The organism is Halomarina pelagica (assembly GCF_024228315.1).
In the GTDB taxonomy this organism is placed as follows: Archaea; Halobacteriota; Halobacteria; order Halobacteriales; family Haloarculaceae; genus Halomarina; species Halomarina pelagica.
On the sequence record NZ_CP100455.1, the window covers coordinates 124,460 to 143,732 of the forward strand.

General features: G+C 67.3%; 15 protein-coding genes and 1 pseudogene. 10 read left to right on the forward strand and 6 right to left on the reverse strand.

Going from position 1 to position 19,273, the window contains the following annotated elements:
- Positions 1-43 precede the first annotated feature (43 nt).
- On the reverse strand, positions 44-826 hold the full coding sequence (locus NKI68_RS19105) for an HpcH/HpaI aldolase family protein (RefSeq protein WP_254546893.1): 783 nt from the start codon (positions 824-826) through the stop codon (positions 44-46).
- 165 nt (positions 827-991) lie between these two features.
- On the opposite strand from NKI68_RS19105, the gene NKI68_RS19110 reads away from it, so the two are divergent.
- Together NKI68_RS19110 and NKI68_RS19115 are read left to right on the forward strand one after the other, a co-directional pair.
- A complete protein-coding gene (locus NKI68_RS19110) occupies positions 992-1,912 on the forward strand; it encodes a dihydrodipicolinate synthase family protein (RefSeq protein ID WP_254546894.1) in 921 nt (306 codons plus the stop codon).
- Between the two features lie 53 nt (positions 1,913-1,965).
- Positions 1,966-2,718: an SDR family oxidoreductase gene (locus tag NKI68_RS19115; protein ID WP_254546895.1), complete on the forward strand. Its 753-nt coding sequence runs from the start codon at positions 1,966-1,968 to the stop codon at positions 2,716-2,718.
- Here the strand turns inward: NKI68_RS19115 and NKI68_RS19120 are convergent.
- A complete protein-coding gene (locus tag NKI68_RS19120) occupies positions 2,715-4,382 on the reverse strand; it encodes a thiamine pyrophosphate-binding protein (protein WP_254546896.1) in 1,668 nt (555 codons plus the stop codon). The two genes, NKI68_RS19115 and NKI68_RS19120, sit on opposite strands and share 4 nt — an antisense overlap.
- A gap of 129 nt (positions 4,383-4,511) precedes the next feature.
- Between NKI68_RS19120 and NKI68_RS19125 the strand changes: the two genes are divergently transcribed.
- The 6 genes from NKI68_RS19125 (at position 4,512) to NKI68_RS19150 (ending at position 11,089) form a co-directional block, all read left to right on the forward strand.
- Complete coding sequence (locus NKI68_RS19125) at positions 4,512-5,516, forward strand: C-terminal binding protein (protein WP_254546897.1); 1,005 nt, start codon at positions 4,512-4,514, stop codon at positions 5,514-5,516.
- A 72-nt stretch (positions 5,517-5,588) separates the two neighbouring features.
- On the forward strand, positions 5,589-6,593 hold the full coding sequence (gene pdxA / locus NKI68_RS19130) for a 4-hydroxythreonine-4-phosphate dehydrogenase PdxA (protein ID WP_254546898.1): 1,005 nt from the start codon (positions 5,589-5,591) through the stop codon (positions 6,591-6,593).
- A gap of 87 nt (positions 6,594-6,680) precedes the next feature.
- On the forward strand, positions 6,681-7,856 hold the full coding sequence (locus tag NKI68_RS19135) for a mandelate racemase family protein (RefSeq protein WP_254546899.1): 1,176 nt from the start codon (positions 6,681-6,683) through the stop codon (positions 7,854-7,856).
- 141 nt (positions 7,857-7,997) lie between these two features.
- Entirely contained in the window at positions 7,998-9,167 is a 1,170-nt protein-coding gene (locus NKI68_RS19140; protein WP_254546900.1) for a mandelate racemase/muconate lactonizing enzyme family protein, read from the forward strand.
- Between the two features lie 112 nt (positions 9,168-9,279).
- The gene (locus NKI68_RS19145) at positions 9,280-10,143 is read left to right on the forward strand and encodes a fumarylacetoacetate hydrolase family protein (RefSeq protein ID WP_254546901.1); all 864 of its coding nucleotides are present in this window, start codon (positions 9,280-9,282) and stop codon (positions 10,141-10,143) included.
- Between the two features lie 175 nt (positions 10,144-10,318).
- Positions 10,319-11,089 (forward strand): IclR family transcriptional regulator, encoded by a 771-nt coding sequence (locus NKI68_RS19150; RefSeq protein ID WP_254546902.1) that lies wholly within the window; start codon positions 10,319-10,321, stop codon positions 11,087-11,089.
- Between the two features lie 1,503 nt (positions 11,090-12,592).
- On the opposite strand, the gene NKI68_RS19155 is transcribed toward NKI68_RS19150, so the two are convergent.
- Positions 12,593-13,891: an amidase gene (locus tag NKI68_RS19155; RefSeq protein WP_254546903.1), complete on the reverse strand. Its 1,299-nt coding sequence runs from the start codon at positions 13,889-13,891 to the stop codon at positions 12,593-12,595.
- Between the two features lie 222 nt (positions 13,892-14,113).
- A complete protein-coding gene (locus tag NKI68_RS19160; RefSeq protein WP_254546904.1) occupies positions 14,114-14,488 on the reverse strand; it encodes a hypothetical protein in 375 nt (124 codons plus the stop codon).
- A gap of 130 nt (positions 14,489-14,618) precedes the next feature.
- Between NKI68_RS19160 and NKI68_RS19165 the strand changes: the two are divergent.
- Positions 14,619-15,524, forward strand: a pseudogene (locus NKI68_RS19165) (IS630 family transposase).
- 315 nt (positions 15,525-15,839) lie between these two features.
- Here NKI68_RS19165 and NKI68_RS19170 read toward each other — a convergent pair.
- Positions 15,840-16,604 carry an IclR family transcriptional regulator gene (locus NKI68_RS19170; RefSeq protein ID WP_254546905.1) on the reverse strand — a complete coding sequence of 255 codons (765 nt, stop codon included), beginning with the start codon at positions 16,602-16,604 and terminating at the stop codon, positions 15,840-15,842.
- A 224-nt stretch (positions 16,605-16,828) separates the two neighbouring features.
- On the opposite strand from NKI68_RS19170, the gene dgoD reads away from it, so the two are divergent.
- On the forward strand, positions 16,829-17,980 hold the full coding sequence (dgoD, locus tag NKI68_RS19175; protein WP_254546906.1) for a galactonate dehydratase: 1,152 nt from the start codon (positions 16,829-16,831) through the stop codon (positions 17,978-17,980).
- A gap of 44 nt (positions 17,981-18,024) precedes the next feature.
- Here the strand turns inward: dgoD and NKI68_RS19180 are convergent, their stop codons facing one another.
- Entirely contained in the window at positions 18,025-19,050 is a 1,026-nt protein-coding gene (locus NKI68_RS19180) for an NAD(P)-dependent alcohol dehydrogenase (protein ID WP_254546907.1), read from the reverse strand.
- Positions 19,051-19,273 lie beyond the last annotated feature (223 nt).

The following is a 19,273-nucleotide window of genomic DNA, read 5'->3' on the forward strand; positions in this document are numbered from 1 at the left end:
ACCTGACCGGCGAGGGACCGGTACGGCGGTACGATCGACCGCGTCACTCGTCGGTGACGGCCGCCCAGTCGCCGTACACCCGTCGGACGGCGTCGAACTCGTAGCCGCCGAGGACGATCCGGTATCCCTCGTCGACCGCGGCCCGGGCGTCGTCGACGTCGGCTGCGACCCTGCCGACGGGGACGCCGGCGTCGAGGCAGGCGTCGCGTATCGCGGCGACCGTCTCCGTCACCTCCTCGTCGTCGACGGCCTCGCCGTGGCCGAGCGAGTGCGTCAGGTCGCGGTGACCGACGAAGACGAAACCGAGGTCGGGGACCGCGAGGACGTCGTCGAGGTCGTCTACGGCCGCCGCCGTCTCCAGCATCACGCCGAGCGTGGTGGCGGCGTCCTCGCGTTCGAGGTACCCCTCGTACGCCCCGCCCCAGCGGTTTGCGCGGGTGCCCGCGATCCCCCGGTCGCCCACCCCGCCGTCGAACGCGAAGCGCGTCGCCGCCACCGCCTCGCGGACCTCCCCCGCCGTCTCGATTCGGGGCACCAGGAGCGTCCGCACGCCCGTCTCGAGCACCTTCCGGACGAGCGGCGGGTGGGGGTCCGGAAGCCGGACCACGGGGTCGATGCCGGTCAGTTCGGCGGCCCGGACGAGGTTCTCCATCGTCGCGCTGTCGGTGGGGCTGTGGCCGCCCGCGTGCTCGTAGTCCAGGAGGACGAAGTCGAGTCCCACGTCGCCGTACACCTCGACGAGCGTCGGCGTCGGTACCCGGGCGACCGCGCCGACGGACGCTTTCCCCGCCGCCAGTCGCCGCCGCAACGTGTCGTAGCCCTGCATCGTCCCGTTACTCGGGTCACGCTGGCAAATAGCTATGCTCCGGGCGGCGCGTCACACCCCCGTCGTCCTGCGGGCCGCGACCGCCGACGGGGCGAATCGACGAACGCTCGGTGGCCGCGACGGCAACCTTTTTGACCGTGGTCGCGTCTGTGGTACTCGATATCGATGGGCTACGAGGAACTCAAAGACAGTCTCCGGGGCGTCGCGTTCACCAACCCGACGCCGTTCAGCGAGGACCGCGAGGACGTACTGCACGACGAACTGGCGAGGAACGTCGAGTGGATGGTCGACCGGGGGGCGGGCGTCGTCATCCCCTGCGGGAACACGGGCGAGTACTACTCGCTGTCGATGGACGAGCGCGCCGAGGTGGTGGCGACGACGGTCGAGGCGGCCGGGGACGCGACGGTCGTCGGCGGCCTCGGCGGGAGCACGAAGTCGGTGCTGCACCTCCTGTCGCGGTACGAGGCCGCGGGCGTCGACGCGGTGATGGTGATGCATCCGGTCCACACCTACGTGCACCACGAGGGGATCCGCCGCTACTACGAGCGGATACTCGAGGCGACCGACCTCGGGGTCGTCCTCTACAAGCGCGGGCCCGAGCTGACGGCCGACCACCTCGCGGCGCTGGCCGAGTACGACAACGTCGTCGCCGTCAAGTACGCCGACAACGACGTCAAGGCGTTCTCGCAGGCCGTCTCCGACGTCGAGGGCGACGTCGTCTGGTCGAACGGCATCGCAGAGCGGTTCGCCCCCTCGTTCGCCATCGAGGGCGCGGAGGCCTTCACGACGGGCATCGGGAACTTCGTCCCCGAGCAGGTGCTCGCCCTGCAGGACGCCCTCCGCGACGAGGACTGGGAGGAGGCGCGGCGCGTGCGCGACCTGCTCCGTCCCTACGAGGACCTCCGCGAGGAGACGGGCCGCGGCGACAGCGACGTCGCGGCGGCGAACAACGTCCCGGCGGTCAAGTACGGCCAGGAACTCGCCGGCCTCTACGGCGGTCCGGTGCGCGAACCGCTCGTCGACCTCTCCGAGGCGGACCGCGAGCGCGCCGAGGCGTACTACGACCGAATCGTATCTGAAGTCTGATAATACGGCCGACCGACCGAACGTTCTTTGCGCCCCTCGCCGAGTGGCCGCACGTGACGTCAGAACGACCACTCGACGGCGAGGCGGTACTGGTATCGGGGGCGAGCGCGGGCATCGGACGGGCGACGGCGCACGCGCTTGCGGCCGACGGCGCGAACGTCGCGGTCGCGGCCCGCCGCGAGGAGCGACTGCGCGAACTCGCGGCCGAGATAGCGGACGAACACGGCGTCGAGACGCTGGTCGCGCCGACGGACGTGACCGACCCCGACGCCGTCGAGGAGACGGTCGAACGGACCGTCGAGGCGTTCGGCGGCCTGAACGTCGTCGTCAACAACGCCGCGATCGGCACCAGCCGCGGGACGGCGGTCGACGAGCTACCGATCGAGCAGTTCGAGCGGGTGATGCGCGTCAACACCGACGGGATGTTCTTCGTCGCGCGGGCGACGCTGGCGCACCTCAGGGCGTCGAACGGGGTGCTCGTCTTCGTCGGCAGCTTCGCGGGGAAGTACCCCCGACCGGGCGCGCCGGTCTACGCCGCCTCGAAGTGGTGGACGCGCGGGTTCGCCCTCTCGCTCGCGGGCCACGTCGGCGATGACGTCGCCGTCTCGCTCGTCAGCCCCTCCGAGGTACGCACGGAGTTCGGCAGGGAGTTCCGCGAGGAGACGAACCGCGACCGCCTCCCGGAGGGCGAGGTGCACGAACCGGAGGACGTCGCCGACGCGGTCGCCTTCGCGGCCCGACAGGAGCCGCCCAACGCGGTGGCCGAACTCGACCTGTTCCGCCGCCGGAAACTCGAGGACTTCTAGGGGAGGTCGAGCGTCGACTCGTAGTCGGCGGCCTGCGCCGCGGACGGTTCGTCCGTCTCGATGGGGACGTCTATCAGGTCGGGCCCGTCGCGGCCGACGGCGTCGGCGAGGGCGGCCCGGAGGCCGTCGAGCGACTCGACGCGGGTGCCCCGGCACCCGAAGCCCTCGGCGACGGCGGCGAAGTCGGGCGACTTCCAGGTGAACCGGTGGCCCTCCGTGTATCGCTCTATCTTCGGCGACTTGCTGATGACGCCGTAGTCGGCGTTGTTCGAGACGACGACGGTCACGTCGAGGTCGTACTCGGCCGCGGTGTGGAGTTCGTGGACGCACATCATGAGCCCGCCGTCGCCGGTGAGACAGACGACCGGCCTGTCGGGGTTGGCGAACCGGGCTCCGACGGCGGCGGGCAGCCCGACGCCCATCCCCGCCCACGACCCGGCCGCGACGAACGCGTCGGGTTCGTACGCCGGGAACGCCTGCATCGCCCACAGGCGGAACCCGCCGACGTCGACCGTCACCACGGCGTCGCGGGGGATCGACTCGCGGACGCCGTCGAGCACCCCCGGCGTATTGAGGGGCGCTTCGTCCTCGAACAGACCGCGCGCCGCGAGCGACTCGCGGTACTCCTCGCGGACCGCCGAGGCGACGTCGCCGCCGTTCCACCCGTTCGCGCCGTCGAGGTCGGCCCGAATCGTCGCGACGGCGTCGGCGACGTCCGCGAGGACGACCACGTCGGCCTCGTAGGAGGCGTCCACGGCGGCGGAATCGAGCGTCACGTGGATCAGCCGATCGCCCATGGGGAGCGACCAGCCGGCGGTCGTCACGCCGTCGAAGTCGGTCCCGAGCGCGATCACGACGTCCGCGCGGTCGAGGACGCGCCTCGCCCCCTCGGGCGCGTGCGACCCCGTGACGCCGAGGAACCGGGGGTCGTCCTCCGGGAAGACGCCCTTCCCCTTGTAGGAGGCGATCACGGGTGCGTCGAGGTCCGCGGCGAGCGCGCGGACCGCCTCGGGTCCCCCCGGCGAGCGCCGCGCGCCGCCGCCGACGTAGACGACGGGGCGCTCGGCGTCGGCGAGCGCGCGGACCGCCGCGTCGACGTCGGGGTCGGTGTCCCACCTCGTCCGTTCGGGCGACACCTCGGCGGCCGGGGCGCGGAACGACTCGTCGAGGATCCGACTGGGCACGCCGAGACGGACGGGACCGTACGGCGGCTCGAGCGCCGTCGCGACGCCGCGGGCCAGTTCGGCGGGCAGTTCGAGCGCCGTCTCGACGGTGACGTTCTCCTTCACCGCGTTGTCGAACGTGTCCGCCTCGATCTCGTGGATGGGACCCCTCCCGCGGTCCTCGGGGTTGACGTCGGCGGAGACGTGCAGGACCGGGACGCAGTCCTCGAGGGCGTTCTTCAGGCCGTGCATCGCGTTGGTGTCGCCGGGGCCGGGGACCGTCAGCGTCGCGGCGACGCCGCCGCCGGACTCGTAGTACCCCCACGCGACGTGGGGGACGGCCGTCTCGTGGCGCGCCATCACGTAGGTCATCTCGTCCCGCTCGACGACGGTCCGGTCGAGCGGGAGCGTCTGCGTCCCGGGGATGCCGACCAGGAGGTCGACGCCGGCGTCGACCAGCGCCTCGTAGACGTAGTCGCCGCCGCGCTTCTCGTCGGTCACGCGAACCGCCTCGCGTCCGCCTGTCGGGTCATACGGGGACTGCCGCCCCCGGACAATTATCACTTGCTATCCGAGCAACTGCGACGCGAACGCGGGGGTTTATACGCCAGTCGACGGAAGTCACGCGCCATGAGCGACACCGGGTTCACCGTGGGGCTGACGGCGGGGAGCGCGTTCGACCGCTCCATCGAGGAGGCGGTGTTCGCCGACCTCGACGTGACCCTCAGACCGGTCGACGCCCGCAGTTCGGCGGAGTTGAGCGAGCGACTCGCCGGCGTCGACGCCGTGATCGACCGCCTCCTGAGCGCGCCGTACACCGCCGAGGTACTCGACGCGCTCGACCGCTGTCGGATCGTGGTCCGCTGCGGCATCGGCGTCGACGAGATCGACGTCGAGGCGTCGACGCGAAACGGGACGTACGTCGCCAACGTGCCGAGCTACTGCGAGGACGAGGTGTCCGATCACACGCTCATGCTGATCCTCGCGCTGGAGCGCGACCTGCTGCGGTACGCCGAGGAGACGCGGGCCGGGCGGTGGAACCGCCGGACGACGACCGCGGAGGTCTACCGGCTCCGGGGGCGGACGCTCGGGCTCGTCGGCTTCGGCACCATCGCCCGTCTCGTCGCCGAGAAGGCCCGGGGGTTCGGCATGGACGTCGTCGCGGTCGACCCGTACGTCGAGGCCGACGCGATGGCCGACAGGGGAGTCGAGAAGCGCGACTTCGAGGAGGTACTCGAGGCTGCCGACGTCGTCTCCGTCCACGTCCCGCTGACCGACGACACCCGCGGGACGTTCGACGCCGACGCCTTCGCCCGGATGAAGCCGTCGGCGCTGTTCGTCAACGTCGCCCGCGGCGGCCTCGTCGTCGAGGAGGACCTCGCGGCGGCGCTCGACGCGGGAGAGATCCGCGGGGCGGGACTCGACGTGTTCCCCGACGAACCGGCGGATCACTTCGACGACCCGCCGCCGCCGTTCGAGTCGCCGCTGCGCGGCCGCGACGACGCGATTCTGACGCCGCACGTCGCCTGGTACTCGCGAGAGGCGAGCGACGAGAAGCGTCGGAAGGGTGCCGAGGAGGTCCGCCGGGTGCTCCTCGGCGGCGAACCGAAGAACGCGGTGAACGACCCGACGTAGCTCGTCGTCGGTCGAATCGCCCGACGATCGAACACAACAGTAATCAGCCCACTCCCCGAGGGTGGCGTACGAATGACGAACGACAGACCCCTGCTCGGCATCACGATGGGCGACCCGGCGGGCGTGGGGAGCGAGGTCATCGTGAAGGCCTACCCCGAGGTCGTCTCGTTCGCCGACGTCGTCGTGATCGGCGACGCGGACGTGGTCCGCGAGGCGGTCGGCATCTGCGGCGTCGACCTGGACGTGCGAGCGGTCGACGACGTCGCCGCGGTGGAACCGAGCGCGGACGCCATCACCGTGCTCGACCTCGACAACGTCGCCGACCTCGAGTACGGCGCGCTGCGCGAGGAGTACGGCGAGGCGAGCCTCGAGTACGTCGCGCGGGCCATCGAGCTGGCGACGTCGGGCGACGTCGACGCCATCGTCACCGCCCCGATCAACAAACAGGCCACGCGCATGGCGGGAAGCGAGTACGCCGGCCACACCGGGATGCTCGCCGACTACACCGACACCGAGAACTACTCGATGATGCTCATCGAGGGGGACCTCCGCGTGACCCACGTCAGCACGCACGTCCCCCTCCGGGAGGCCTGCGACCTGGTGACGACCGAGCGGGTGCTCTCGACTATCGAGGTGACCGACGAGGCGCTCCGGAGCCTCGGCATCGACGACCCGACGCTCGCCGTGGCCGGGCTGAACCCCCACGCCAGCGACGGCGGCCTGCTCGGGGACGAGGACGACGCGGAGATCCGGCCCGCGGTCCGGGCGGCCCGCGATCGGGGCCTGGACGTTCACGGTCCGGAATCGCCGGACACCGTCTACGTGCAGGCCGCCGCCGGTCGATACGACTGCGTCGTCTCGATGTACCACGACCAGGGCCACATCCCCGTCAAGATGCTCGGGTTCCGGGGCGACGGCGCGGTCAGCGGCGTCAACGTGACTATCGGGCTCCCCATCGTCCGGACGAGCGTCGACCACGGAACCGCCTTCGACATCGCGGGCGAGGGCGTCGCCTCGGCCGTGAGCATGGTCGACGCCTGCCGCGTGGCCGCGAGCGCCACCGCTACCCGCGAGTGAACCACCGACGCCCGACCGCGTCGTCGGAACGACGTCGACCGGCACCCCTCCCGGAGGGTTTACGTTCGCCTGACGGGACTCATCCGTATGGCACCGACCATCACGCGAATCGAGTCGACCGAGTTCGGGTTCCCGCTCGAGGACGTCGGGACCGACGAGAACGGGTTCAACCTCGTCTATCGACCCGGAGCGACGACGGAGCGCAAGCTGTTCGGGCTGCGGGTGCACACCGACGCGGGGGTGACCGGCGAGTACGTCGGCGGCAACTCGCCGGGGATGGCCGAGCTGAACATGATCGCGGACTACCTCATCGGGAAGAATCCCCTTCACCGCGAGAAACACTGGTCGGAGATGAAACGCGCCCTCCGCAAGTACGACCGGATGGGGATCGGCCCGCTCGACATCGCGCTGTGGGACTTCGCGGGGAAGTACCACGACGCCCCCATCCACGACCTGCTCGGCACCTACCGCGAGCGGTTCCCCGCCTACGCCTCGACCTTCCACGGCGACGAGAACGGCGGGCTGGACTCGCCGGCGGCGTTCGCCGACTTCGCCGAGACGTGTCTCGACATGGGGTATCCCGCGTACAAGATCCACGGGTGGGGCGGCGGTGAGGGGTCCCGCGACCTGGGCCGCGAGATCGAGGCCGTCCGCGCGGTCGGCGAGCGCGTCGGCGACGAGATGGACCTCATGCACGATCCCGCGTGCGAACTGGAGACGTTCGCCGACGCGCTGAAGCTCGGCAGGGCGCTCGACGAGCAGGGGTTCTTCTGGTACGAGGACCCCTACCGCGACGGCGGCATCTCCCAGCACGCCCACCGCAAACTCAGACAGCACCTCGACACCCCCATCCTCCAGACCGAACACGTCCGCGGCCTCGAACCGCACACCGACTTCGTGGCGGCCGAGGCGACCGACTTCGTGCGGGCGGACCCCGAGTACGACGGCGGCATCACCGGCGCGATGAAGATCGCTCGCGTCGCGGAGGGGTTCGGGCTGGACTGTGAGTTTCACGCGCCGGGGCCGGCCCAGCGCCAGTGCATCGCCGCCACCCGCAACACCAACTACTACGAGATGGCCCTCGTCCACCCCGAGGCGGAGAACCCGGTGCCGCCGGTGTACGCCGACGGCTACGCCGACCGGCTCGACTCCGTCGACGGGGAGGGGTGCGTCTCGGTTCCGGACGGTCCCGGTCTCGGCGTCACCTACGACTGGGACTACATCGAGGAGCACAGGACCGGGAGCGTCCACGTCTACGACTAGCCCGGACCGAGTCGCCCGGACGGTGCGGTCCCCGTACGCTTTCGGGCGCTCTCGGGGCTTCCGGGCGCTTCCGGCCGTGCTCCGCGAGTCGGGCCCGCGAACCCCTCGTTTTAAGAGAGAGAGCGGCGTGCGCTCACGCGCATGTCGGAGTTACGCATCACCGACGTAGAGACGCACATCGTCGCGAACCCGTGGAAGCCGTGGGTGTTCGTCACGGTGGAGACGAGCACGGGCCTCCGGGGGCTCGCCGAGGCGACGATCCACGACAAGCCCGAGACGGTGACGACCGCCATCGACGAGATGCGCGACTACTTCGTCGGCGAGAGCCCGTTCGACACCGAGCAGTTGTCCCTGCGGATGTATCGGGACGAGTGGTACTCGCGGAACGTCGTCAACACGACGGTCGTGAGCGCCGTCGACACCGCCTGCTGGGACATCAAGGGTAAGCACTACGGCGAACCGCTCTACAAGCTCCTCGGCGGCTCGGTCCACGGTCGCTGGCTGCGCGCGTACGCCAACGGCTGGTACACCGACACCCACGGCGACCCCGAGAAGTTCGGCGCGGCCGCGGAACGCGTCGTCGCCGACGGCTACACCGCGATGAAGTTCGACCCGTTCGGGGCCGCCTGGCAGCGGATGGACCGCGCGGCGTTCAACGACGCCGTCGACCGCGTCCGCGCCGTCCGCGAGGCCGTCGGTCCCGACGTCGACCTGCTCGTCGAGGGCCACGGACGGTTCGCCCCCAGCGTCGCCGTCGAGATAAGCGACAAGCTCGCCGAATTCGACGTGACGTGGTTCGAGGAGCCGTGCCCGCCGGACAACGTCGACGGCCTCCGGGAGGTCGCAGAGAAGTCCCGCGTCCCCATCGCGACGGGCGAGCGGGGGATGTCGAAGTTCGCCTTCCGCGAACTGCTCGCCGACACGGACGTCGACGTCGTCCAGCCGGATCTCGCGAACGCGGGCGGCATCACCGAAGGCAAGAAGATCGCCGCGATGGCCGAGGCCGAACACGTCGGGTTCGCCCCGCACAACCCGCAGGGGCCGGTCGCGACGGCGATGTGCGCCCACGTCGACACGAGTTCGCCGAGCTTCGTGATCCAGGAGGTGTTCGAAGACTACGACGTCGACTGGAAGGGCGAACTGCTGCACGACCCCATCACCATCGAGGACGGCCGCCTGCGGGTCCCCGACGGCCCGGGCCTCGGCGTCGAACTGAACATGGACGCCGTCCGCGAGTACGAGTACTCGCCCGAGAAGGTCCACACGATCAATCTCTGGGAAGAGGACTGGGAGACCCGCTCGCTGGAGTGACTGCCCCGTCGCTCCAGACGCGGCCGGCCGTCGAACCGCGATCGGCGTCGTTGGGCGACGAGCGTGCCGCGAGCGGCAAAAACGCTTTCAACCCCCGGGGTGTGTGGGTCGTATGCAGTACTACCGGGTAGTGGACGGCGCACAGTCACGTCTCGTGGCGGCGGTCGACGGGACGGCGTACGACCTCGCGAGCGCGAACGCGAACCTCACCTCGTTCCGGGACCTCGCGAGGGCGGCGAACGTCAACGGGACGACGGTCGACGCGGTCGCCGATCGGCACGTCGCCGCGGCCGCCGCCGTGGACCTCTCGACCGCGACCGTCGCGCGGCCGGTCGTCCCGGACGAGGTGTGGGCCGCCGGCGTCACCTACGGCATCAGCGAGCGGGCGCGCGAGGAGGAGAGTTCGATGCCGGAGATGTACCTCGACGTCTACGGCGGCGAGCGACCGGAGGTGTTCTTCAAGGCCACGCCCGACCGCGTCGTCGGGCCGAACGAGGCCGTCGGCATACGGGGCGACTCGGAGTGGGACGTCCCGGAGCCGGAACTGGGCGTCGTCCTCTACCGGGGGGAGATCGTCGGCTACACCGTCGGCAACGACGTGAGCAGTCGCTCCATCGAGGGGGCGAACCCGCTGTACCTGCCGCAGGCGAAGGTCTACGACCGGTCGTGTGCGCTCGGCCCCTGCGTCGTCTCGACCGACGAGATCGACGACCCCCACGGCCTGGAGATGTCGATGGTCATCACCCGGAACGGGGAGGTGATGTACGACGATTCGACGTCGACGGGCGAGATGGTGCGCACGTGCGAGGAACTCGTGTCGTACTACACGCGCTACAACGCGGTACCCGAACTGTCGGTGCTCCTGACCGGGACGTCGCTGGTCCCCGAGGAGTCGTTCACGCTGGCCGAGGGGGACCGCGTTTCGATAGACATCGGGGGAATCGGGACACTCGAGAACGACGTCGTCGAACTCTGACGGCCGCTCTGAATCGTTCGAGGAGCGCGATCGGGGGAACGGCACTGTCCTGTTCCGAAGACGGTTAGACGACGGTATCAGGGGCCTACGGAACGGCGCGCTCCCTCCCCACCCCCTCGCGTTTGCCAACGATGAACGGTTGTTTTTAATAGGGTGGCACGCTATGACTCTCCACATGGCACAACGCAACAAGGCGAAAAACCCCATCAAGAGCACGAGGACGGCGTTCGAGATCGTCGACTCGCTCCAGGAACTCGACGGGGCGCGAGTGACGGAACTCGCCCAACACCTGGGCAAATCGAAGGGGAGCGTTCACAATCACCTTCGCACGCTCCTCGAGCTGGGGTACGTGACGAAAGACGGGGACACGTACCACGTCGGCCTCCGCTTTCTGGACCACGGCATGTACGCCCGCCAGCGGCAACCCCTCTACGAGATCGCCAAGACCGAAGTGGACCGGTTAGCCGAAGAGACCGGCGAACTCGTCAACCTGCTCGTCGAGGAGAACGGCCTCGGCATCTATCTCTATCAGGCGACCGGCGAAAACGCGGTGAACGTCGACGCGCACGTGGGATCGCACGTCCACCTTCACAACACCGCCCTCGGAAAGGCCATTCTCGCCCACCTGCCGAGAGAGAGGGTCGAGGAGATCATCGCTCACCGCGGCCTGGAGGCGACGACCGAGCGAACGATCACCGACCGGGAGGTCTTCTTCGACCACCTCGAGGAGATACGGGAACGCGGGGTCGCGTTCGACGACGAGGAGCGCCTCCCCGGCCTCCAGTGCGTCGCGGTCCCGATACGCAACTATCAGGGCCACGCCGAGGGAGCGCTGAGCGTCTCGGCACCGACGAGACGGATGGCGAGAGATCCCCTCGAGAGCGAGATCCCGTCCCTGCTCAAGGACGCGGCGAACGTCGTCCAGTTGAACGTCACCTACCGGTGACCCCCGGCGTCTCCGACCCTCCGTCGCCCTCGATAGTAACACCCACGCTGAAGGACGACGCTCGTTTGATAATCCTGACTGCGACCACCTCCCGAACGCGAATATCACCTCGGAAAAAACAGTTGTTTAGCGTTGCTAAATAACGACCGCCGACCGTTCGGACGATCCCCCGATACCCGACGCCCACTGTTCTCCGAGCGGCGTCCCCCGTCTCTGGAACCCCGACGGTCTCGTTCGCGCCTCTCGAACACTCCCGGGGGCGAACGACGGCGCGGGCGAACGGTCGACTCCCCTCCTGAATCCGCCGTGAAGCGCTCGCTGAACCGATACGCGGACGTATCACGCTCGTCCGACGGTCCGCTCGCATCTCACCACGAGTCGATCAGACCGTATTCGCTCCCGAACTCTACCGAAGCGCGACCGGCGCTCGTCCTACACTGCCGACCGCGTTCGATACGGCCGTCCGACCGGGCGTTTGCCATCTACGAACGTTCGTTCAGCGGCTAGCTGGTCCGGTGGGGTCCCGACGACGACCGATCGCGTCCGGCCCCAGTGACGCGAAATCGCTCGCGCGGTCGGAGTAGACGTAACAATCGTATCCATGTGATACGGGTGCGGAAACGGGTCGGTACTCCCATCGTCGACGACCGAATCGGTCGCTCGACGACCGAACGCCGGTTTGGAAGGGTCTCTCGACACCGTCGTCGACGCTGTTCGGTCGCGATTCAGATCGATGATCTTCAGAACTTTCTGCTCGTAACGTACCGTCATCTCTCGTGGACTATCTCGACACGACCTCCCGGGGGAGAACCCACCCAGTCTCCGCGAAGATAGAGGAGACGAAACACCGACGCGCTGACACGCAGACACGGTGACGCGCCGACGCGCCGACACGACGGCTGTTCACGGGAGCCGCGTCAGCCGAACGCCCTCCGCTCGAGGAGGGACCCCCGCCGCTTACGGCGAGGGGGACGTCGACTCTCCGACCGTGGTCTTACCTCGACGTCGTCCATCCCAGCGTGGAAAGACATATGTTACCGTGCGTCAATCGACGTTCGTGTTCTCCAGAGCGCGGCGAGTACTCGAGCACCGATCCGGGCGGCGACGCTCCTGCGGTAACTGTGGGTTTACTGTCGAACGGTCGATCCGAGACCCCCCGACGAACTGGTCGAGAGATATCCCGGCCTTCGAGTTCTCCGATGCCCGGAGTGCGAAGGGGTCGTCCGTGTCCAGTCGTACATGATCTTCTGACGCTGACCAACACTATCGTGCCTCGCTGTCCTCGTTCCGGCCGCAGAGCCTCGACGGGACCGCCGTGTCGGTCCCGCGAAATCGTCGACCGCGTCGTCCGCTCTGATCTCGGCCGTCTCCGCTACGGTCCCGTTCGATCGTACTCTCGTCGGCTCTCGAAAACAAGTTATAACTTCCAATTCTATCTCGCCGGTCTGGCGGTTCGTTTTGCGAGAGGCCGAGGGATGTGGGCAGGACGCGTCGACCGGAGACTCAGGCCGCGTCGGCGAGGGCGTTCGCGATCGGTCCCGCCCACGCGAGCAGGCGCTCGTCGGCTCCGAACCCCGCGACGCACTGCACGCCGACCGGCAGTCCGTCCACGGCTCCAGCGGGAATCGCGACCGCGGGCAGTCCGGCGTGCGTCCACGGGAGGTTCATCACGGGATCGCCGGTGCTGTCGATGCCGGCGGGGGCGGGTCCGGGAGCGCCGGGGGTGAGCCACGCGTCGATGCCGCGTTCGCTCATCGTCTCCGCCAGCGACGTTCGGAGCCGGACGCGACCGCGACGGGCGTCGGCGAGCGTCTCGACCGACACGGTCCGGCCCTCGCGAATCAACCCGGCCGTGCTGTCTGCGTACCGGTCCGGATACTCGTCGAACCACTCGTGGTGCGCCATCGCTGCCTCCGCGGCCACCAGGCCGTCGTGCCGGTCGTTGACGGCCCCGATGTCGTCGAACGCCACCGTCCGCCGAATCTCGAATCCAGCGCGTTCGAGGGCGTCGACGTGCCCCTCGAAGCGGTCGATGCCCGTCTCCGACGCCTGCGCCAGGTACTCCCCCTCCGGAACGCCGAGGACGGGGCGCTCGTCGCCCGTCGACGGCTCCCAGTCGTCGACGCAGACGGAGGCCGCGAGTTCCATCCCGGCGACGTCCTGGGTGAACAGGCCGACGTGATCGACGGACGCGGCCAGGGGGATCACGCCGTCCAGCGGAATGCGGCCGTGACTCGGCTTGTAGCCGACGACGCCGCAGAACGTCGCCGGCCTGACGATCGATCCGATGGTCTGCGTGCCGATGGCGAGGGGACACGTGCCCGCCGCGACGGCGGCCGCCGACCCGCTGCTCGAGCCGCCCGGCGTGTGCGCGGGGTCGTGAGGGTTCCGGGTCGGCCCCGGCTCGAAGTGGGCGAACTCGGTAGTCACCGTCTTGCCGAGGACGAGCGCGCCAGCGTCTCGGAGCGACGTCACCACCGCGGCCTGCCGTCCGGCCAGTTCGCCCGGCAGGAGGGCCGACCCCGCCCGCGTGGGTAACCCGTCAACGTGGAAGATGTCCTTCACGCCGACCGGAACGCCGTACAGCGGCGGCCGGTGCTCGGGTTCCGGGTATCGCTCCGCGAGGGCCGCCGCCTCCGCCTCGACCCACTCCCGCGGCTTCGGCCCGCCGACCCAGGCCCGAACGTCGGACTCGAGCGCGTCGATCCTCTCGTACAGTTCGGCGACGTGGTCCGTCACGTCACGCTCACCGCTCCGGAGATCAGCGGCGAGTTCGCCGAGCGGCACCTGCCGGCCCGTCACGTCGACCTACCCCCGGAACACTTCGCCCGCGGTCGATCGGTGGTAACACTGTGCACGTTGACGGTATCGGCGATAGGTCGTAAAGAGATGTCGACACTCGAAGCCGCCGACTCGGGTACGATCGTCTCCGAACGACGTCCTCCGGATCGGCGGCGACCCTGGTTCAACTCGGCGGGTTCGTTCGTCGTCGCTCGAACGGCCGTGAGCCCCGATCGCGTCAACTCACTCGCCCGCCCCGTTTTCGACCGCTACCTTCGATGCTCCGTCTTCGTCGGTCTCTTCACCCGTCTCCCCGTCCGTCTCTTCGACGTCCCCGACCGATCGTTGCGCGTCCTTGAGTCGCGCCTGGACGTCGTGCAACCGGTCGTGCTCGTCCTTCAACTGCTCTATCTCCTCGTTCAGTCGTTCGATCTCCCGAGCGTGTCGCTCGACGTCCTCTCGTTTCGCCTGGATTCGGTCCTCGATCGTCGCGGCGTGATCCATCGACGCTCGAAATACCTCCCCGAGGGCGTCGTACGCCTCGTCGAGGAACCGTTCGGAGGGGGCCGACTCCCCGGAGTCGTACCCATCCTCGCGTGCGTCGTTGTCCCAGAACATGCGGTTCGTGATCGTCTGGACGGCACTAAGTTATGATGAGAGATACGATGACTGTCGGCCATCGTACCGCGAGCTACGCGACTATAGTAGCCGTTAGAACTTTTTTGCTCGTAGACTGTTACAAGAGATAGTGAATCATCCCGACGGGATCTCCGTTGAGGAATTGCAAGACGCTCTCGACAACGTGGACCGAACGAAGCCGACACAACGGCCCTTAGCAGCCATCGCGTACAGGAACGGTGTAACGCAGACCGAGCTAGCCGAGTGGTACGACGTTCAGCGGCGGAAGATCTACAGCTGGCTCAAGCGACTCGACACCGATGAGTCGCGTGAGCAAGCCGTTTCTGACGATAACGAACCAGGAGGAAACGAAAACTCTCAGAATCACAGCAAGAAGAATTTGAAGCAATCGTTCACGAACCACCTGAAGAGGTCGGGATCGACGCGCCGGCGTGGACGCCGGCGCTCGTCCAAGAGTATCTCGAAGAAACGTACGGCGTCGAGTATTCGATCCCAAGTAATCGGCGACTGCTGAAAGAAGCGGGATTGAGCTATCAGAAACCGCGCCAGTCAGTCGCCGAAGCCGACGAAGACGAGCAAGAAGCGTTCCACGATGAGCTCAAAAAAAGTGGCGGGAGATGGACGCCACCGTAGTCTGTATCGATCAGACCAAGAAACCCGTGCAAGTCGAGCCGCGTACCGCGTGGTTTCCGCGCGGCACGCGACCCTCCGTCGAACTTTCAGACCAACGCGACTGGACGTGTTTACTGGGCGAATTCAAAGATGACTTGATCGTCGTGTTGGATGGAGCGCCATATTTTCAGGCGTCGGCCGTCACGGACCTAGCGGCCCGTGACGACCTCGCTTCGTGACGTTACCATCGTATTCGCCGGAGCTGAACCCTGTCGAGGAATGCTAAAGACAGCTGCAAGCGGCTCTCAGCAATCGCTTCTTTGACTCGCTCGACGAGCTTACAACAGCGATCGACACCGCTCTCGACCAGCTCTCAATTCCAGGGGTGAGTAACTATTTCTAATCGATACTATAGGGAGCGTGAGCAGACGGCTCTCAAGACGCCCGTCAGGGCGTTCGCCGTCCGCCTCCACGCGACCGGTTGTTCGCTCAGGGAAACAACATCGATCCTCGCTGAAGTACGAGAAAACGGCCGGGGGTAACAGATATACATCTATTATTCTTTGAGAGGAGGGCTTGGCCTCCCTTCGGATTCCATAGGCTGACTACTATCTCGTATCTAGCTGCATAGTTTCAATCAGGTAGCGTAGAGGACTCTTACGGACCTGCACTGCCGGACCCCTTTCAGTCAAGATGGTGGAAAGACCGGCGAGGGCGGTCACGCTGTCAGCGCTAATTCGATCGATTTCGTAGTGCTGACGACCTGTCCGGTCAGGTCCTCTTCGAGGTACCGGCCGTTAAGTCGGTCTACCGGCCCGACGACGCCGAGTGCCGCCGCCCGTCCATCGTCAAGGCCATTGATGGGAGCGCTCACGCCGACAATGCCCGGAAACTGTTCTTCTCTGCATAACGCGATCCCGTCGTTGCGGATCTTTCTGAGCGCAGCCTTCAACTCGTCTGAATCGGTGACGGTCTGTTCGGTCGGTGCGGCTAGCGAACCCTCATCGAGGAGCGCGTCGACCCGTGCGGAGGGGAACGTCGAGAGGATGGCCTTCCCGGGGGCGTTCACGTGGAGCGGCATGCGTTCACCGGTTCGATACGCCGGGGTCCACTCGTCGGTCCCGCGCGCGAGACATACCGGGACACCGCGATTCTCCTCCAGGACGAACAGAGTGACGATCTCGCCGGTGGCGTCGGCGAGGTTTTCGACCTTCGTGCGGCCCTTCTCGTACACCGGAATCGACTCCCGCGTCTGTTCGCCCAGCATGAGCGTTCGGAGCGATGGCCGGTACTTCTGTCTCCGCTTCACGACGTATCCGAGTGAACGCAGGGTCGAAAGATGGTTGTGGACGACGCTCTTCGAGAGGTCGAGATCCGAAGCTAACCGCGTGACCCCGACCGCCGTCTCGGCCTCAACCAGGCGTTCGAGGATGTCGAGAGAGGTCGTCGTCGTCTCAACCGCGTACGGAGATCGGTCGGTCATGGCTACGCTCGCGTAGCGTCCGAAGTGACTAATACGTTGTTCTCGAAAGCAGAACGAATCCCGGTTCGTCGCATTCAGTGTTGGTATTCACAAACCGTCCCCGGGCCGAGATCCCACCTGGCGGTTATAAATTAACCGACGAACGTCGCCGCGTTCTGCAGAGCTGAATTCCGCGGCTCACGCACCACCGAGATTGAAGTGGTGTGGTCCCCCTAAACCTCCCAATGCAAATAACGAACTACGACCTGTTCGCAGTGCCACCGCGGTGGCTCCTGCTCAAGCTGGAGACCAGCGACGGACTCGTCGGGTGGGGCGAACCCATAATCCAGGGGCGGCTGGAGACGATCAGGGCGGCGGTCGCGGAACTGGTCGAGGGATATCTCATCGGGACGGATCCGCTTCGACCGGAGTACCACTGGCGGACGCTGTATCAAGGGGGGTACTACCGCGGGGGGCCGGTGCTGATGAGCGCCCTCGCCGGCATCGACCAGGCGCTGTGGGACATCAAGGGCCGTCACCACGGCTGCCCGGTCTACGAACTGCTGGGTGGCCACGTTCGGGATCGGGTGATGGTCTACCAGTGGGTCGGCGGCGAGAGCGCCGAAAACATGGCCGAGGAGGCAGAGAGGAGCGTCGACGCCGGCTACCGCGCCCTCAAGATAAACACCCCCGACGAGTTCCGTCCGCTCGAAACGGCCGCTGGGGTGGACCGGATCACGGAGCGGATCGCGCAAATTCGAGAGCGCGTCGGTGACGACGTCCTTCTCGGGGTCGACTTCCACGGGCGGGTCTCGCGGCCGATGGCCCCGCAACTCCTCCGCCGTCTGGAGCAGTTCGACCTGACGTTCGTCGACCAACCGCTCCTCCCGGAGCACGAGGAGATGTACGGGGAGCTCGCCGCACAGACGTCGATACCGCTGGCGTCGGGGGAGCGACTGTACTCACGCTACGACTTCAAGCGCCTGCTGCTCGACGGGGGCGTCTCGGTCGTGCAACCCGACGTCACGCACGCCGGCGGCATCACCGAGATGAAGAAGATCCTGTCGCTGGCGGAGTCGTTCGACGCGGTGGCAGTTCCCCACTGTCCGCTGAGCCCCGTCGCGTTCGCGGCCAGCCTCCAGGTCGACTTCTGCACGCACAACGCCGTGCTACAGGAACAGGATCTCACGCTCCACGATCCGTCGTCCAGCATCGGTCTGCGGTACCTCGACGATTCCGAGACGTTCGTCTTCGAGGACGGGTACGTCGAACGGCCGACGGGCGACGGACTCGGAATCGAACTCGACGAAGAGTACGTCAGAGAACAGGCGAAGACGAACGTCAACTGGACGAATCCGGTCTGGCACCACGAGGACGGTAGCGTCGCCGAGTGGTGAGCGGGGTTACGGCACGGTGGCTTTTTCGGTCGATGGCGACGGACTTAGAGGGAGATCATCGTCTTCACCACACTGGCCTCCATCGAACGCCCGAACGCCTCCTCGATGTCTTCGAGCGAGTACTCGGAGTCGACGAGTCCCTCAACGTCGACCGCGTCGTCGGCCAGCAGGTCGACCGCCGTGCCGTACGTGTTCTTGTACCGGAACGATCCGTAGACGTCGAGTTCGTTGTCGATGACGTCAAGGACGTCGAGTGGGACCTCTGCCTCGCTGGTGAGGCCGACGAAGACGACTGTACCGCCGCGCCGGACGCCGTCGAGCGTGGACTGGATCGAGGATTTTGCGCCGGAGGCTTCGACGACGACGTCGGCACCGACGCCCTCGGTATACTCATCGACCACGGCGGTGACGTCTTCCTCGGTGACGTCGATGGTTCGATCGGCCCCGCGTTCGGCCGCGAACGAGAGTTTGGACTCGACGATGTCCGTCATCAGGATGTCGGTTGCGCCGGCGGCGCGGGCAGCCTCCATGGTGAGCAGTCCGATCGGTCCGGCACCGGTGATGAGCACCATGTCGCCGACCCCCACGTCGCCGCGACGGCAGGCGTGGATGCCGACCGAGAGCGGTTCGCAGAGCGCTCCCTCCCGAGTGGTGACGCTCTCGGGGAGGCGGTACGCGAAGTCGGCCGGCCAGGCAACGTACTCGGCGAACGCGCCGTCGTGCGGCGGCGTCGCCATGAACGTGACCGACTCGCAAAGATGGTAGTCGCCGCGCTTGCAGTGGTCACACCGCCGGCAAGGTACGCCCGGTTCGAGCGCGACGCGGTCACCCGGTTCGAGGTCCACCACCGCGTCACCGGTGGCGACCACCTCGCCGGCGCTCTCGTGGCCCAACACGATCGGATCCTCGACGACGTAGTCGCCGATGCGGCCGTGTTCGTAGTAGTGTACGTCCGAACCGCAGATCCCCACCTCTCGGATCGACACCAGCACCTCGTCCGCCGCGGGCGTCGGTCTGTCCCGGTCTCGTACCTCGAACTGTCCAGGTTCTACCAATACTGCGGTACGCATTGCCGCACACATCAGCCCACTGGATTAAAACTCTGGTGGTGGTGCGTCCGGGGACTCCCGCGAGTCGTCGAGATCGCACGCTCCGTCGGGACTGATCTGGTCCGCCGACGCTGGTAGATCCCTCGAACCCCCGATCTGTAGGCGTTTCGGGGGACTCCTTCGAGACAGTTAGTCGAGAGGAAGATTTATTAAGGGGCATTATGATACTCAATATCGTGGTAAT

Bases quoted from the DNA above. Each gene is read 5' to 3' on its own strand.
- NKI68_RS19145 (WP_254546901.1), top strand. From the start codon at position 9,280: ATGCAGTACTACCGGGTAGTGGACGGCGCACAGTCACGTCTCGTGGCG.
- dgoD (WP_254546906.1), top strand. From the start codon at position 16,829: ATGCAAATAACGAACTACGACCTGTTCGCAGTGCCACCGCGGTGGCTC.
- NKI68_RS19160 (WP_254546904.1), bottom strand. From the start codon at position 14,488: ATGTTCTGGGACAACGACGCACGCGAGGATGGGTACGACTCCGGGGAG.
- NKI68_RS19140 (WP_254546900.1), top strand. From the start codon at position 7,998: ATGTCGGAGTTACGCATCACCGACGTAGAGACGCACATCGTCGCGAAC.
- NKI68_RS19150 (WP_254546902.1), top strand. From the start codon at position 10,319: ATGGCACAACGCAACAAGGCGAAAAACCCCATCAAGAGCACGAGGACG.
- pdxA (WP_254546898.1), top strand. From the start codon at position 5,589: ATGACGAACGACAGACCCCTGCTCGGCATCACGATGGGCGACCCGGCG.
- NKI68_RS19125 (WP_254546897.1), top strand. From the start codon at position 4,512: ATGAGCGACACCGGGTTCACCGTGGGGCTGACGGCGGGGAGCGCGTTC.
- NKI68_RS19105 (WP_254546893.1), bottom strand. From the start codon at position 826: ATGCAGGGCTACGACACGTTGCGGCGGCGACTGGCGGCGGGGAAAGCG.
- NKI68_RS19170 (WP_254546905.1), bottom strand. From the start codon at position 16,604: ATGACCGACCGATCTCCGTACGCGGTTGAGACGACGACGACCTCTCTC.
- NKI68_RS19135 (WP_254546899.1), top strand. From the start codon at position 6,681: ATGGCACCGACCATCACGCGAATCGAGTCGACCGAGTTCGGGTTCCCG.
- NKI68_RS19180 (WP_254546907.1), bottom strand. From the start codon at position 19,050: ATGCGTACCGCAGTATTGGTAGAACCTGGACAGTTCGAGGTACGAGAC.
- NKI68_RS19110 (WP_254546894.1), top strand. From the start codon at position 992: ATGGGCTACGAGGAACTCAAAGACAGTCTCCGGGGCGTCGCGTTCACC.